Annotated in this window: 13 protein-coding genes and 1 pseudogene; 10 read left to right on the top strand and 4 right to left on the bottom strand. The window is 61.0% G+C overall.

Features of this window, described 5'->3' with window-relative positions:
* Positions 1–60: 60 nt before the first annotated feature.
* Positions 61–978: an SdiA-regulated domain-containing protein gene (locus AC1DVE_RS00320; protein ID WP_223455890.1), complete on the top strand. Its 918-nt coding sequence runs from the start codon at positions 61–63 to the stop codon at positions 976–978.
* 146 nt (positions 979–1,124) lie between these two features.
* Here AC1DVE_RS00320 and rpiA read toward each other — a convergent pair whose 3' ends face one another.
* A complete protein-coding gene (gene rpiA, locus AC1DVE_RS00315; protein ID WP_046039153.1) occupies positions 1,125–1,799 on the bottom strand; it encodes a ribose-5-phosphate isomerase RpiA in 675 nt (224 codons plus the stop codon).
* A gap of 337 nt (positions 1,800–2,136) precedes the next feature.
* Between rpiA and ilvA the strand changes: the two genes are divergently transcribed.
* The 3 genes and pseudogenes from ilvA to AC1DVE_RS00300 form a co-directional block, all read left to right on the top strand.
* Complete coding sequence (ilvA, locus tag AC1DVE_RS00310) at positions 2,137–3,651, top strand: threonine ammonia-lyase, biosynthetic (protein ID WP_223455891.1); 1,515 nt, start codon at positions 2,137–2,139, stop codon at positions 3,649–3,651.
* A gap of 40 nt (positions 3,652–3,691) precedes the next feature.
* Positions 3,692–4,117 carry a DUF2269 domain-containing protein gene (locus AC1DVE_RS00305; RefSeq protein WP_223455892.1) on the top strand — a complete coding sequence of 142 codons (426 nt, stop codon included), beginning with the start codon at positions 3,692–3,694 and terminating at the stop codon, positions 4,115–4,117.
* A gap of 30 nt (positions 4,118–4,147) precedes the next feature.
* Positions 4,148–4,228: pseudogene (locus AC1DVE_RS00300) on the top strand (outer membrane lipoprotein carrier protein LolA); the annotation flags it as partial.
* A 6-nt stretch (positions 4,229–4,234) separates the two neighbouring features.
* Here the strand turns inward: AC1DVE_RS00300 and AC1DVE_RS00295 are convergent.
* Entirely contained in the window at positions 4,235–4,891 is a 657-nt protein-coding gene (locus tag AC1DVE_RS00295; protein ID WP_223455893.1) for a histidinol-phosphatase, read from the bottom strand.
* A 143-nt stretch (positions 4,892–5,034) separates the two neighbouring features.
* Between AC1DVE_RS00295 and AC1DVE_RS00290 the strand changes: the two genes are divergently transcribed.
* Both AC1DVE_RS00290 and ptsP read left to right on the top strand, forming a co-directional pair.
* Positions 5,035–5,514, top strand: a complete 480-nt coding sequence (locus AC1DVE_RS00290; protein ID WP_003229203.1) for an RNA pyrophosphohydrolase — start codon at positions 5,035–5,037, stop codon at positions 5,512–5,514.
* A gap of 22 nt (positions 5,515–5,536) precedes the next feature.
* Entirely contained in the window at positions 5,537–7,816 is a 2,280-nt protein-coding gene (gene ptsP, locus AC1DVE_RS00285; RefSeq protein ID WP_223455894.1) for a phosphoenolpyruvate--protein phosphotransferase, read from the top strand.
* A 114-nt stretch (positions 7,817–7,930) separates the two neighbouring features.
* Here ptsP and AC1DVE_RS00280 read toward each other — a convergent pair whose 3' ends face one another.
* Positions 7,931–8,677 (bottom strand): NRDE family protein, encoded by a 747-nt coding sequence (locus AC1DVE_RS00280; RefSeq protein ID WP_223455895.1) that lies wholly within the window; start codon positions 8,675–8,677, stop codon positions 7,931–7,933.
* Positions 8,678–8,811: 134 nt separating this feature from the next.
* Here AC1DVE_RS00280 and AC1DVE_RS00275 point away from each other — a divergent pair, with 134 nt between their 5' ends.
* The 3 genes from AC1DVE_RS00275 (at position 8,812) to AC1DVE_RS00265 (ending at position 11,511) form a co-directional block, all read left to right on the top strand.
* Positions 8,812–9,594, top strand: coding sequence for a sulfite exporter TauE/SafE family protein (locus AC1DVE_RS00275; protein ID WP_223455920.1), 783 nt, complete (start codon positions 8,812–8,814; stop codon positions 9,592–9,594).
* A gap of 83 nt (positions 9,595–9,677) precedes the next feature.
* Positions 9,678–10,490, top strand: a complete 813-nt coding sequence (gene lgt / locus AC1DVE_RS00270) for a prolipoprotein diacylglyceryl transferase (protein WP_047534642.1) — start codon at positions 9,678–9,680, stop codon at positions 10,488–10,490.
* Positions 10,491–10,539: 49 nt separating this feature from the next.
* A complete protein-coding gene (locus AC1DVE_RS00265) occupies positions 10,540–11,511 on the top strand; it encodes a thymidylate synthase (protein WP_223455896.1) in 972 nt (323 codons plus the stop codon).
* Between the two features lie 139 nt (positions 11,512–11,650).
* Here the strand turns inward: AC1DVE_RS00265 and cadR are convergent, their stop codons facing one another.
* Positions 11,651–12,100: a Cd(II)/Pb(II)-responsive transcriptional regulator gene (cadR, locus tag AC1DVE_RS00260; RefSeq protein WP_223455897.1), complete on the bottom strand. Its 450-nt coding sequence runs from the start codon at positions 12,098–12,100 to the stop codon at positions 11,651–11,653.
* Positions 12,101–12,193: 93 nt separating this feature from the next.
* On the opposite strand from cadR, the gene AC1DVE_RS00255 reads away from it, so the two are divergent.
* Positions 12,194–14,455, top strand: coding sequence for a heavy metal translocating P-type ATPase (locus tag AC1DVE_RS00255; protein WP_223455898.1), 2,262 nt, complete (start codon positions 12,194–12,196; stop codon positions 14,453–14,455).
* Positions 14,456–14,466 lie beyond the last annotated feature (11 nt).

Raw genomic sequence — 14,466 nt, 5'->3', positions numbered from 1 at the left:
AGCTGCAGTTCAGACAGGCGTGATATTTCATCCGCCTGTATTGACCCTGAGCCCACCCGAATGCGTCGATTTGCCCGCGTCAAATCCCTGATTCTGATCCTGTCGGTGGTCTCACTGATTGCGTTGATGGCAATCGCCCAATACCAGCGCCTGTTCGAGCGCGCCTGGTTCAATCTGCATGCGCTGTGGCAGCCGGTGAGCTCCCGGTCCATGGGGCTGGACCAATACCAGGTCGTGACCGAGGCGCAGGTGATCGATGACCAGGCTGACAACATTTCAGCATTGACCTACGACCCGGTGCGCAAAAGCCTGTTCACCGTTACCAACAAACGAAGCGAGCTGATCGAGTTGTCCCTCGACGGCAGGATTTTACGCCGCGTGGCGCTGGTCGGTTTCGGTGATCCGGAGGCGGTGGAGTTCATCAGCGCAGACACCTATGTGGTTGCTGATGAAAGCCAGCAGCGGCTGATCAAGATTCATCTGGAGCAGGACACCACGTTCGTCGATGCGGCAGACGCCGAACAGATGACCGTTGGCGTACACATGGGCAGCAACAAGGGCTTCGAGGGGTTGGCTTACGATTCGGTGAGCAAACGCCTGTTCGTGGCCAAGGAGCGCGACCCGATGCTGATCTACGAGGTGCACGGTTTTCCGCGCTTCAATCCTGAAGAATCCTACTCGGTGCACGTGATCAACGACCCCAAGCGTGATGCCGGGATGTTTGTGCGGGATCTGTCGAGTCTGCAATACGACGAGCGCAGCGGGCATTTGCTCGCGCTGTCGGATGAGTCGCGATTGATTCTGGAACTGGATGTGGATGGGCGGCCGTTGAGCACAATGTCCCTGAGCAAGGGGCGCCAGGGCCTGCAAAAAGCCGTGCCGCAAGCGGAGGGGATCGCCATGGATGACGACGGTACGCTGTATATCGTCAGCGAGCCGAATCTGTTCTACGTGTTCAAGAAACCGGCACAACCCTGACCAACACCACAAAGCAAATGTGGGAGCGAGCCTGCTCGCGAAAGCGGTGTATCAGTCGAGATTGATTTCAACTGACAGTCCGCTATCGCGAGCAGACTCGCTCCTACAGGTATTTCATCTTTCCACAAATAGGTGGGCAGATTGGCTTACTCCGCGCGCAGGGTCTTCACGCCCTCGCTCGTACCCAGCAACAACAGATCCGCCGGACGTGCCGCGAACAAACCGTTGGTGACCACGCCGACGATCGCATTGATCTGCGTCTCCAGTTCCACCGGATTGGTGATCTGCATGTTGAACACGTCGAGGATGATGTTGCCGTTGTCGGTCAGCACGCCTTCGCGGTAAACCGGGTCGCCGCCGAGCTTCACCAGTTCACGGGCCACGTGGCTGCGGGCCATCGGGATCACTTCCACTGGCAGCGGGAAAGTGCCGAGGACCGGCACCAGCTTGCTGGCATCGGCGATGCAGATGAAGGTCTTGGCCACGGCCGCGACAATCTTCTCGCGGGTCAGGGCTGCGCCGCCGCCCTTGATCAGGTTCAGGTGTTCGTCGCTTTCATCGGCGCCGTCGACGTAGAACTCCAGGTCGCTGACGGTGTTCAGTTCGTACACCGGAATCCCGTGGCCCTTGAGGCGCGCGGCGGTGGCTTCGGAACTGGCGACGGCGCCATCGAATGCACCCTTGTGCTTGGCCAGGGCATCGATGAAGCAGTTGGCGGTGGAGCCGGTGCCGACCCCGACGATGCTCTTGTCGTCGAGTTTCGGAAGGATGAAGTCGACGGCGGCCTGAGCTACTGCCTGTTTGAGTTGATCCTGGTTCATGCGGGCTCCGAGGTGCCGAGGAGGGAACGAAAGGCCGGCATTATAGGCCTCGGGGCGGGGAAGGTCATTGCCCGATTGGCGGGTGCGACGGTATGTCTGGGCGAACAAGGTTTTGTGGCGAGGGAGCTTGCTCCCGCTGGAGTGCGAAGCGCTCCCCTGCTTTCTTCTGGATGTACCGTATGCACAGGTTTTGCGGCCGCTTCGCAGCCGAGCGGGAGCAAGTTCCCTCGCCACAATGGTTCAATGGTGCCTGAAACCACCGGTTTAGTGTGGTCGTGTGGCTGAAAGCCGGGTTAGACTCCTTGGTCCTGCCCAACCCGCTCAGTGATGCTTTCCGATGCTTGAACAGTACGTCAAAAAGATCCTCACCTCGCGCGTTTATGACGTTGCCGTAGAAACCCCGCTGCAGACTGCCCGCCAGCTCTCCGAGCGGCTGGGCAACAGCATTTGGCTCAAGCGCGAAGACTTGCAGCCGGTGTTCTCGTTCAAGATTCGTGGCGCCTACAACAAGTTGACCCAGTTGAGCGACGAAGAACGCGCTCGCGGCGTGGTCACCGCGTCGGCGGGCAACCATGCCCAGGGCCTGGCCCTGGCGGCAAAGGTGTTGGGCGTGAAAGCGACCATCGTCATGCCCAAGACCACCCCAGAGATCAAGGTCGAAGGCGTGCGCTCCCGTGGCGGCAAAGTGGTGCTGCATGGCGATTCGTTCCCGGAAGCCCTGGCCTACTCGCTGAAACTGGTCGACGAAAAAGGCTACGTCTACATTCACCCGTACGACGACCCCCACACCATTGCCGGGCAGGGCACCGTGGCGATGGAGATTCTGCGCCAGCACCCTCAGCCATTGGATGCGATTTTCGTTCCGGTGGGCGGCGGCGGCCTGATCGCCGGCATCGCGGCCTACGTGAAGTACCTGCGCCCGGACATCAAGATCATCGGCGTCGAGCCGGATGACTCCAATTGCCTGCAAGCCGCCATGGCGGCGGGCGAGCGTGTGGTGTTGCCAACTGTGGGCATCTTCGCCGACGGTGTGGCGGTGGCCCAGATCGGTCAGCACACCTTCGATATCTGCAAAGACCATGTCGATGAAGTGATCACCGTCAGCACCGACGAAATCTGTGCCGCCATCAAGGATATCTACGACGATACCCGCTCGATCACCGAACCTGCCGGCGCCTTAGGCGTGGCCGGGATCAAAAAGTATGTCGAGCAGCGCGGCGTCAGCGGCCAGACCTTCGTGGCCATCGACTCCGGGGCCAACGTCAACTTCGATCGCCTGCGCCACGTCGCCGAGCGTGCGGAGCTGGGCGAGGGCCGCGAAGCGATCATCGCCGTGACCATCCCTGAGAAACCGGGCAGCTTCAAGGCGTTCTGCGAGGCCATCGGCAAGCGCCAGATCACCGAATTCAACTATCGCTACAACACCAGCAGCGAAGCGCACATCTTTGTCGGCGTGCAGACCCACCCGGAAAACGACCCGCGCAGCGCGTTGATCGCCAGCCTGAGCGAGCAAGGTTTCCCGGTGCTGGACCTGACCGACAACGAACTGGCCAAGCTGCACATCCGCCACATGGTGGGCGGGCGTGCGGCGCATGTGGTCGATGAAGTGATCCTGCGTTTCGAATTCCCGGAGCGTCCGGGGGCGCTGTTCAACTTCCTCAACAAGCTCGGCGGGCGCTGGAACATCTCGATGTTCCACTACCGCAACCATGGCGCGGCGGATGGCCGGGTCGTCGCGGGCCTGCAAGTGCCCCACGACGAGCGTCACCTGGTGCCGGCGGCGCTGGAAGAAATCGGTTACCCGTACTGGGACGAAAGCGACAACCCGGCCTATCAGCTGTTTCTTGGCTGAACAGCTACGCTGACGGGCAAGGCAATAAGGAAATCTGACAATGGAAGCGTTAACTGCCCTGAAAGCGGCGCACATGGTGGCAACTGTTGTACTGCTGGCCTGTGCGCTGGGGCTGGGAGTCTGGGTTTTGCTTGCGCGGCGCAAGGGTGACGCGACGGCGGGTAGTCGCACCTTGCAGCGGCCAAGGGTGTTTATCTGGCTGCTGATGGGCCTGGCGCTGCTGAGCATGCCGTTTACTGGCTGGTGGATGGTGCATCTGGTGGGCTGGCCGCTGGGGCAGACCTGGCTGCTGGCCTCCAGCGTGCTGTACACCGTGGCGGCGCTGGCGTGGTTCTGGCTGCTGGTGCGGCTGAACAAACTGCGCAAGACGCCGGGTGGTGTGGGGAAATTCACCTTTGCCTTGGCGTTGTTCAGTTTTGTCTGTTTTGTCGCCATTGCCGGGTTGATGGGTGCCAAGCCAGTGTAGGAGCAGCCGGTCGACGCTCGATTGCTCGCGATGGTCGTTAACGAAAACGCAGGGCGCCTGACTCCCCGCGGCGTCCTTGAATTTTTCGCGAGCAAGCTCGCTCCTACAGTTCGGTAATCAGCCGCGCAGACTGATCACCGGCCAACCCCGCTTCTCGGCCTCGGCCCGCAGATTCGGGTCAGGATCGACCGCCACTGGATGGGTCACCTGCTCCAGCAACGGAAAATCATTCATCGAGTCGCTATAGAAGTAGCTGTCTTCCAGCGTAAACCCGGTTTCCTCCAGCCAGCGATTCAAGCGTGTCACCTTGCCTTCACGGAAGCACGGCACGTCGGTGCTGCGCCCGGTGTAGCGGCCGTCGACCATCTCGCACTCGGTGGCGATCAGGGTTTCGACGCCCAGACGCTCGGCAATCGGCCCGGTGACGAAGCGGTTGGTGGCGGTGATGATCACCAGCTTGTCGCCGGCCGCGCGGTGCTTGGCCAGCAGTTCGATGGCCTTGGGCAGCATGATCGGTTCGATGCAGTCGCGCATGTAATCGCTGTGCCACTGATCCAGCGTGGCCATTTCGGTGCGGCCAAGGACTTCCAGGCAGAAGTTCAGGTACGCGGCGTTATCCAGTTTGCCGGCCAGGTAATCCTGGTAGAACGCATCGTTGCGTGCCTTGTAGGCGACGGCGTCGAGAAAGCCGCGCTCGCACAGGTAATCGCCCCAAGCGTGATCGCTGTCACCGCCCAGAAGGGTGTTGTCCAAATCGAATAAAGCCAGGCGCATTGCAGTTACCCGCTGAAAAGTCAGTAAAAAGGCGACAAGAATACGGTCTTTTCACAAGAGTGCACATAAGGTAGGAACCTTCGTTGCCGCCCTCCCAACCTTTGTGGAACAATGCGGCGACATGCGTTTGCGAGGTTGTTGCCGTGATCGACCCCGATGGTTTTCGCCCCAATGTCGGGATCATTCTGACGAATGACGCCGGCCAGGTGCTATGGGCTCGCCGAATCAATCAAGATGCCTGGCAGTTTCCGCAGGGTGGAATCAACCCCGAAGAGACGCCGGAAGACGCCTTGTACCGCGAGTTGAACGAAGAAGTAGGCCTGGAGCGCGAAGATGTTGAAATTCTCGCCTGCACCCGGGGCTGGTTGCGCTATCGTTTGCCGCAACGTCTGGTACGTACCCACAGTCAACCGCTGTGCATCGGCCAGAAACAGAAATGGTTTCTCCTGCGCCTGATCTCCAACGAGCAGCGGGTGCGGATGGATTTGACCGGTAAACCGGAATTCGATGGCTGGCGTTGGGTCAGCTATTGGTATCCGTTGGGCCAGGTGGTGACATTCAAGCGCGAGGTGTATCGACGCGCTCTCAAAGAGCTTGCCCCGCGCCTTTTAGCGCGCGACTGACGACGGAGTTCGACCCCGAGCCATGCTCAATACGCTGCGCAAGATCGTCCAGGAAGTTAACTCCGCCAAGGATCTCAAGGCGGCGTTGGGGATTATTGTGTTGCGCGTCAAAGAGGCCATGGGCAGCCAGGTCTGCTCGGTCTACCTGCTTGATCCAGAGACCAACCGTTTCGTGCTGATGGCCACCGAGGGCTTGAACAAGCGCTCGATCGGCAAGGTCAGCATGGCACCCAACGAAGGTCTGGTTGGCCTGGTCGGTACGCGCGAAGAACCCTTGAACCTCGAAAACGCTGCGGACCACCCGCGCTACCGCTACTTCGCCGAGACCGGTGAAGAACGCTTTGCCTCATTCCTCGGGGCGCCGATCATTCACCACCGCCGCGTCGTCGGCGTGTTGGTCATCCAGCAAAAAGAACGTCGCCAGTTCGATGAAGGTGAAGAAGCCTTCCTCGTGACCATGAGCGCGCAGCTCGCCGGTGTTATCGCCCACGCCGAAGCCACCGGTTCGATCCGTGGTCTCGGCCGTCAGGGCAAAGGCATCCAGGAAGCCAAGTTCATCGGCGTGCCGGGCTCGCCGGGTGCGGCGGTCGGTACGGCGGTGGTCATGCTGCCACCGGCCGATCTGGACGTGGTGCCGGACAAGACCATCGCTGACATAGATGCCGAACTCGGACTGTTCAAGTCCGCCATCGAGGGCGTACGCGCCGACATGCGCACGTTGTCCGCCAAACTCGCCACGCAATTGCGCCCGGAAGAGCGGGCCTTGTTCGACGTCTACCTGATGATGCTCGACGATGCCGCGCTGGGCAGCGAAGTCACCACCGTGATCAAGACCGGCCAGTGGGCCCAGGGCGCGTTGCGCCAGGTGGTCACCGATCACGTCAACCGTTTCGAATTGATGGACGACGCTTACCTGCGTGAGCGTGCCTCGGACGTCAAGGATCTCGGCCGTCGCTTGCTGGCTTATTTGCAGGAAGAACGCCAGCAAACCCTGGTCTACCCCGACAACACCATTCTGGTCAGCGAAGAACTGACGCCGGCAATGCTCGGCGAGGTGCCGGAAGGCAAGCTGGTCGGCCTGGTGTCGGTGCTCGGTTCCGGTAACTCCCACGTCGCCATCCTGGCCCGCGCCATGGGCATCCCGACTGTGATGGGCCTGGTCGACCTGCCGTACTCCAAGGTCGACGGCATCCAGATGATCGTCGACGGCTACCACGGCGAGGTCTATACCAACCCGAGTGAAGTGCTGCGCAAGCAGTTCGCCGAGGTGGTCGAGGAAGAGAAACAACTGGCCCTCGGGCTCGATGCGCTACGCGATCTGCCGTGCGTGACAGTCGATGGCCACCGCATGCCGCTGTGGGTCAACACCGGCCTGCTGGCGGACGTGGCGCGCGCGCAGAAGCGCGGTGCCGAAGGCGTGGGCCTGTACCGCACCGAAGTGCCGTTCATGATCAACCAGCGTTTCCCGAGCGAAAAGGAACAACTGGCGATCTACCGCGAACAGCTGGCCGCATTCCACCCGCAACCGGTGACCATGCGCAGCCTGGACATCGGCGGTGACAAGGCACTGTCGTACTTCCCGATCAAGGAAGACAACCCGTTCCTCGGCTGGCGCGGCATTCGTGTCACTCTCGACCACCCGGAAATCTTCCTGGTGCAGACCCGCGCCATGCTCAAGGCCAGCGAAGGCCTGAACAACCTGCGCATCCTGCTGCCGATGATTTCCGGCACCCATGAACTCGAAGAAGCCCTGCACCTGATCCACCGCGCCTGGGGCGAAGTGCGCGACGAAGGCACCGACGTGCCGATGCCGCCGGTCGGCGTGATGATCGAGATTCCGGCCGCTGTTTATCAAACCAAGGAGCTGGCGCGGCAGGTGGACTTCCTCTCGGTCGGTTCCAACGACCTGACCCAGTACCTGTTGGCCGTTGACCGCAACAACCCACGGGTCGCCGACCTTTACGATTACTTGCACCCGGCGGTGCTGCAAGCCCTGCAAACCGTAGTGCGCGACGCCCATGCCGAAGGCAAGCCGGTGAGCATCTGCGGTGAAATGGCCGGTGACCCGGCGGCGGCCGTGCTGTTGATGGCGATGGGTTTTGACAGCTTGTCGATGAACGCCACCAACCTGCCGAAAGTGAAGTGGATGCTGCGTCAGATCAACCTGAGCAAGGCCAAGGAATTGCTGGCCGAGCTGATGACCATCGACAACCCGCAAGTGATTCATAGCTCATTGCAATTGGCGCTGAAGAACCTCGGGTTGGCGCGGATGATCAATCCGGCGGCGATCAAGCCCCACTAGATCTGCGGCGCCCCATTCGCGAGCAGGCTCGCTTCCACATTGGATCTGTGAACGACGCAAATCCCCTGTGGGAGCGAGCCTGCTCGCGATGAGGCCTGTGCTGGCAACACAAAACTAAAGCCTGATTTCCACTTCCCCAAGATGCCCGCCATACGGCCCGAAACTGCGCTCGACCATATGCAGCGTCCCATCCGCCTGCACAATCAATGCCGTACTCGCCCGCGTTCCATAGCTCTGGCTGGCAATGAACACGCTCGACAACAGCGTTTCAGTGGCAAGCCCCACTCCGGTATCCGGCAACTCGGCAAATGGCGCGGTCTGCGCATCGCTCAATAACGCCAGCAGCGCCTGAGGCTGCGGATCATCCAGCACCTCGCTCAATGCAGCCTTGGCCTTGAGCAACTTTGGCCATGGCGTATCCAGCCCGGCATTGGATAGCCCGTAGACCCCCGGGGCCAGCATCAGCGCTTCCGATTCCCGTTGATTGACGTGCCAGAGCTCATTGGTATTGCCGACCAGCAGGTTAAAGCCACCATATTCCAGCGAGCGGTCGACAACATCGGCTAAATAGTCGTCAATTGGCATTTCCCCGGTGAGAAACCGCGCCACCAGCTCCCCACGAGACTTGCGCCCCGGCGGTCGATGGGGATCGCGAATATTGGTCAGCGCCGCAAATCGTCCGTGGGCACCGACACCGAGCCAGGTGCCACCAGCCTCGAGGTCGCGCCCCGCATGCACATGCGGCGCTTCGGGCCATGGCGCCAGAGGCAGGCTGGGGCGGGCGTAGAATTCATCGCGATTGGCCGCCACGACCAGCGGCTGGGCATGACCCGGGCGCCAGGCAAAAACAATTAGGCACATAAGGCAGTCCTTGTGTGTTTTTTGCTCACTCTACGCAGACATCGCTCATCGATCCATTGCCTTGCACAGTGGAGCTTGAGGCCATGCATCCGTTACCATGCCGCTCCGGTTTTGGGGAGGCGGGCGGGACGACCATGGAATTTCTGCTCTATCTGGCGCTCGGCGCCTGTGCAGGTGTGCTCGCCGGGCTGTTTGGCGTAGGCGGCGGGATCATTATCGTCCCGGTGCTGGTGTTCAGCTTCAAGGCCCAAGGGTTCGATCCGTCGATCCTCACGCATCTGGCAGTGGGTACCTCCCTGGCGACGATCATCTTTACCTCGGTCAACGCGGTGCGTGAGCATCACCGCCGAGGCGCCGTGCGTTGGCCGATCTTCATGTGGATGACCGTCGGCATTCTGATCGGTGCCGGGTTCGGCGCCCTGACGGCCGAAGCGATTTCCGGACCTAACCTGCAGAAGCTCATTGGTGTGTTCGCCCTGGTGATCGCCGCTCAGCTGGCGCTGGAGGTCAAACCCAAGGCCAGCCGAACCGTGCCGGGCAAACTCGGTCTGACCGTGGCCGGCAGCGTGATTGGCTGGGCTTCGGCGATTTTTGGCATTGGCGGCGGTTCGTTGACCGTGCCATTCCTGACCTGGCGCAGCGTGCCGATGCAGCAAGCCGTGGCCACTTCATCGGCCTGCGGTCTGCCGATTGCCCTGGCCAGTGCACTAAGTTTCATGATTCTGGGCTGGCACGATCCGTTGCTCCCGGCCCATAGTCTCGGTTTCATTTACTTGCCGGCGTTGCTGGGCATTGCCCTGACCAGCATGGTCTTCGCCCGCTTCGGTGCGCGACTGGCCCACAACCTGTCGCCAAAGTTGCTGAAACGGCTGTTTGCCGCTTTGCTGTTCTGCGTCGGCCTGAACTTCCTGCTCTGACGGGCAGCGCAATCCTGGCTTAATCCTGTGGTGGCAGCGTCGCCCGGGAATTTTTAAGATTTGAACTCTAACGAGGAGTCGCAATGCTGCCTTACCCGCAGATCGACCCGGTGGCCCTGGCCATCGGTCCGCTGAAAATCCACTGGTACGGTCTGATGTACCTGATCGGCATCGGCGGCGCCTGGCTGCTGGCCTCCCGCCGGTTGAACCGCTTCGACCCGACCTGGACCAAGGAGAAACTCTCCGACATGGTGTTCTGGATGTCGATGGGGGTGATCGTCGGCGGGCGACTGGGTTATGTGCTGTTCTACGATCTGAGCGCTTACCTGGCCAACCCGACGCTGATTTTCGAAGTGTGGAAGGGCGGCATGTCGTTCCACGGCGGTTTCATTGGCGTGATGCTGGCGGCGTTGTGGTTCGGCAAAAAGAACAACAAGTCGTTCTTCCAGCTGATGGATTTCGTCGCACCGATGGTGCCGATTGGCCTGGGTGCCGGGCGTATCGGCAACTTCATCAACGCCGAGCTGTGGGGCAAGCCGACCGACGTGCCATGGGCGATGATCTTCCCGCCGTTCAGCGATCCGGCGCAGCTGCCGCGTCACCCGTCACAGCTGTACCAGTTCGCCCTCGAAGGCGTGGCGTTGTTCCTGATCCTCTGGCTGTTCTCGCGCAAGCCGCGGCCGACCATGGCGGTATCGGGGATGTTCGCGCTGTTCTATGGCATCTTCCGTTTCATCGTCGAGTTCGTCCGCGTACCGGACGCGCAACTGGGCTATCTGGCATGGAACTGGCTGACCATGGGCCAGGTGCTGTGCGTGCCGATGATCGTCGGCGGGCTGTTCCTGATCTGGCTGGCGTATCACCGCGCCCCGGCGACTCCAGCGGCAGCCGTATAAAATTCGAACCCCGGGGCTTTGGTCCCGGGTTCAAGGACACAGGTAATTCATGAAGCAATATCTCGAACTGGTCGCCCACGTCATCAAGAACGGCACCAAACAGGCCAACCGTACCGGCGTGAACACCATCAGTTTTCCCGGTGCGATGCTGCGTTATGACCTGCAGGAAGGTTTCCCGGCGATCACCACGCGCAAGATGGCCTTCAAATCGGCCGTCGGCGAAATGTGCGGATTCCTGCGTGGCGTGAACAACGCTGCCGAATTCCGTGCCCTGGGCTGCAAGGTCTGGGATCAGAACGCCAACGAAAACGCACAGTGGCTGGCCAACCCGTTCCGTCAGGGCGAAGACGATCTTGGTGAGATCTACGGCGTGCAATGGCGCAAATGGCCGGCGTACAAGCAGATCCCGGTCAGCAACCCGGCTGCCATCGAGCAGACCCTGAAGCAAGGCTACCGCCAGATTGCCGAAGGCTCCGATGCCGGCCAGGCCTACGTGGTGCTGTACAAGGCGATCGACCAGGTTCGCCAGTGCGTCGACACCATCATCAAGGACCCGGGCAGCCGCCGCATCCTGTTCCACGGCTGGAACTGCGCCCAGCTCGATGAAATGGCGTTGCCGCCGTGCCACCTGCTGTACCAGTTCCACCCGAATGTCGAGACCAAAGAGATTTCCCTGACCCTCTACATCCGCTCCAACGACTTGGGCCTGGGCACGCCGTTCAACCTCACCGAAGGTGCTGCGCTGCTGAGCCTGATCGGTCGCCTGACCGGTTACACGCCGCGCTGGTTCACCTATTTCATCGGTGATGCCCACGTGTACGAAAACCACCTGGACATGCTCAACGAACAGCTCAAGCGCGAGCCGTTCCCGATGCCGAAACTGGTGATTTCCGACCGTGTGCCGGAGTTTGCCAAGACGGGTATTTACCAGCCGGAATGGCTGGAGCTGGTGGAGCCGGGCGATTTCTCGCTGGAAGGGTACGAGCACCACGCGCCGATGACCGCGCCGATGGCGGTCTGAAGCACAACGCTTAACCATGTGGGAGCGGGCTTGCTCGCGAAAGCGGTCTGTCAGTGATATTTCTATCAGCTGACACGGCCCCTTCGCGAGCAAGTCGAATCGTCGCACCGCCGCTCCCACATTTGGTTTTGCGGTGTGCTTAGTGCCCGTGACTACGGCCGACATGGGAATGCTCAACCTCCGTCGCCACAACCCCGCCGCTCACTTCCAGCCGCTGCAAAATCCCGCATTGATCGACCCCCGGCCCCTCGCCGCAGCGTTGGCGCAGGTCGAGCAGTTGCGACTGCAAGGCCAGCAAGCCGTCGATCCGCGCCTTTACATGGTGGATGTGCTCGTCGATTAACGCATTCACGCTTTCGCACTGGTCCTGCGGACTGTCGCGAAACGCCAGCAGGCTGCGGATTTCTTCGAGCGTCATGTCGAGGGTGCGACAGTTGCGGATGAAGGTCAGGCGCTCGGCGTGGGCCTGGGTATAGACGCGATAATTGCCATCACTGCGGGCCGGTTCCGGCAGCAGGTTCTCGCGCTCGTAGTAGCGGATCGTTTCCACGGCGCAGTCCGTGAGTTTCGCCAATTCTCCAATTTTCATGACGCCAATCTCCAAAACTCCAGAAAGGGTGCTTGACCCTATAGTGGCTACAGGGTCTTTACTTGGCAACAGGCACTCTTATGGACGTAACCAATGAGCGATTCCCTGCATTCCCGCAAACCCGGGGCTGAATACGAGCACAGCCACAAGCTCAAACCCGTGCAAAAACATGACCACGGCGGTCATGGCGACGCCTGCTGTTCATCCAGGGCGACGGCACCCGCGTTGATAAAACTGAGCAAATCGCCGACGCCCGGGGCCCGAGTGAGCAGTTTTCGCATCGAGGCGATGGACTGCCCGACCGAACAGACACTGATCCAAAATAAGCTAAGCAAACTGACCGGCGTGCAGCAGCTAGAGTTCAATCTGATTAATCGGGTGCTCGGCGTGACCCACGATTTGCCCGGTATCGAGCCGATCGTCGAAGCCATCAAGTCCTTGGGCATGCAGGCCGAACCGATGGATCAGGGTGCTGAAACCCCGACGCCGGCGCCCCGGAAAAAGCCGTGGTGGCCCTTGGCGCTGTCCGGTGTTGGTGCATTGCTGGCAGAGGTTATCCACTTCACCGGTTTCGCGCCGAACTGGGTGGTGGCGGTTATCGCGCTGGTCTCGATCCTCAGTGGTGGCCTCGGCACTTACAAAAAAGGCTGGATCGCCCTTAAAAACCGCAACCTGAACATCAACGCCCTGATGAGCATTGCCGTGACCGGCGCGGTGCTGATCGGCCAGTGGCCGGAAGCGGCGATGGTGATGTTCCTGTTTACCGTGGCCGAGTTGATCGAGGCCAAATCCCTAGACCGTGCGCGTAATGCCATCGGCGGCCTGATGCAGATGACCCCGGACACGGCAACGGTGTTGCAGGCTGACGGGAGCTGGCTTGAGCAGGATGTCAAAAGTATTGGGCTCGGCGCGCGGGTACGGGTGCGCCCCGGCGAGCGTATCGGCCTGGACGGCGAAGTGCTGTCCGGTCGCTCGACCATCGACCAGGCGCCAATTACCGGTGAAAGCCTGCCAGTGGAAAAAACCGTCGGCGACAAAGTCTTCGCCGGCACCATCAATCAGGCCGGTTCCCTGGAATACGCGGTGACCGCCGCGGCGGATAACTCGACCCTGGCCCGCATCATCCACGCCGTCGAGCAGGCTCAGGGCGCGCGGGCGCCGACCCAGCGTTTCGTCGACAGCTTCTCGAAAATCTACACCCCGGCGGTGTTCGTCCTGGCCTTGGCCGTGGCGGTGATCCCGCCAATGTTCATGGGCGCGTTGTGGTTCGACTGGATCTACCGGGCGCTGGTGCTGCTGGTGGTGGCCTGCCCGTGTGCGCTGGTGATTTCCACGCCGGTGACCATCGTCAGCGGCCTCGCGGCGGCGGCGCGCAAAGGCATCCTGGTCAAGGGCGGCGTCTATCTGGAGGGTGGTTACAAGCTCGACTACCTGGCCCTGGACAAGACCGGCACCATCACCCACGGCAAACCGGTGCAGACCGATTACCTGTCGCTGGACCCGACCGCCGACGACTCGGCACCAGCCATTGCTGCCGCGCTGGCCGGGCGCTCGGATCACCCGGTTTCCCTGGCCATCGCCAAAGCGGCTGTGGATAACCAAACCGCCCCGCTGATTGTGGATAACTTCGAAGCGCTGGGCGGGCGCGGGGTGCGCGGCGAGATCAACGGCCAGCTCTACCATTTGGGCAACCATCGACTGGTAGAGGATCTGGGCCTGTGTTCGCCGGCGCTGGAAGAAAAGCTGTTTGCCCTGGAAAAACAAGGCAAGTCGGTGGTGCTGCTGCTTGATTCAACCGGCCCGTTGTCGCTGTTCGCCGTCGCCGATACGGTAAAAACGTCCAGCCGCGAAGCCATCCTGCAGCTGCATGACCTGGGTATCAAAACCCTGATGCTCACTGGCGATAACGTCCACACCGCGCAGGCCATTGCCGCGCAAGTCGGCATCGACGAAGCCAAGGGCGACCTGTTGCCAGGCGACAAATTGCAGGCCATCGAGGCTCTTTATGCCCAGGGGTATCGGGTCGGCATGGTCGGCGATGGCATCAACGACGCCCCGGCGCTGGCGCGTTCCGAGATCGGTTTCGCCATGGCCGCTGCAGGTACCGATACCGCTATCGAAACCGCCGATGTCGCCCTGATGGACGACGATCTGCGCAAAATTCCGGCATTCATTCGCCTGTCGCGACAGACATCGAGCATCCTCAAACAGAACATCGCCCTGGCTTTGGTCATCAAGGCGATCTTTCTTGGGGTAACCTTCGCCGGGGTCGCTACCATGTGGATGGCGGTGTTCGCCGACATGGGCGTGAGTCTGCTGGTGGTGTTCAACGGTTTGCGCCTGCTGCGCAAGTAAAGGATGAGGGA

Source organism: Pseudomonas sp. P4_B4, from assembly GCF_056402255.1.
Note: the sequence above shows the minus strand (reverse complement) of the source record. Positions and strands in the feature narration are given on the sequence as shown.

Excerpts from the sequence above, each read along its gene's own strand:
- AC1DVE_RS00320 (WP_223455890.1), top strand. The coding sequence starts at position 61 with ATGCGTCGATTTGCCCGCGTCAAATCCCTGATTCTGATCCTGTCGGTG.
- rpiA (WP_046039153.1), bottom strand. The coding sequence starts at position 1,799 with ATGAACCAGGATCAACTCAAACAGGCAGTAGCTCAGGCCGCCGTCGAC.
- ilvA (WP_223455891.1), top strand. The coding sequence starts at position 2,137 with ATGCTTGAACAGTACGTCAAAAAGATCCTCACCTCGCGCGTTTATGAC.
- AC1DVE_RS00305 (WP_223455892.1), top strand. The coding sequence starts at position 3,692 with ATGGAAGCGTTAACTGCCCTGAAAGCGGCGCACATGGTGGCAACTGTT.
- AC1DVE_RS00295 (WP_223455893.1), bottom strand. The coding sequence starts at position 4,891 with ATGCGCCTGGCTTTATTCGATTTGGACAACACCCTTCTGGGCGGTGAC.
- ptsP (WP_223455894.1), top strand. The coding sequence starts at position 5,537 with ATGCTCAATACGCTGCGCAAGATCGTCCAGGAAGTTAACTCCGCCAAG.
- AC1DVE_RS00280 (WP_223455895.1), bottom strand. The coding sequence starts at position 8,677 with ATGTGCCTAATTGTTTTTGCCTGGCGCCCGGGTCATGCCCAGCCGCTG.
- AC1DVE_RS00275 (WP_223455920.1), top strand. The coding sequence starts at position 8,812 with ATGGAATTTCTGCTCTATCTGGCGCTCGGCGCCTGTGCAGGTGTGCTC.
- lgt (WP_047534642.1), top strand. The coding sequence starts at position 9,678 with ATGCTGCCTTACCCGCAGATCGACCCGGTGGCCCTGGCCATCGGTCCG.
- AC1DVE_RS00265 (WP_223455896.1), top strand. The coding sequence starts at position 10,540 with ATGAAGCAATATCTCGAACTGGTCGCCCACGTCATCAAGAACGGCACC.
- cadR (WP_223455897.1), bottom strand. The coding sequence starts at position 12,100 with ATGAAAATTGGAGAATTGGCGAAACTCACGGACTGCGCCGTGGAAACG.
- AC1DVE_RS00255 (WP_223455898.1), top strand. The coding sequence starts at position 12,194 with ATGAGCGATTCCCTGCATTCCCGCAAACCCGGGGCTGAATACGAGCAC.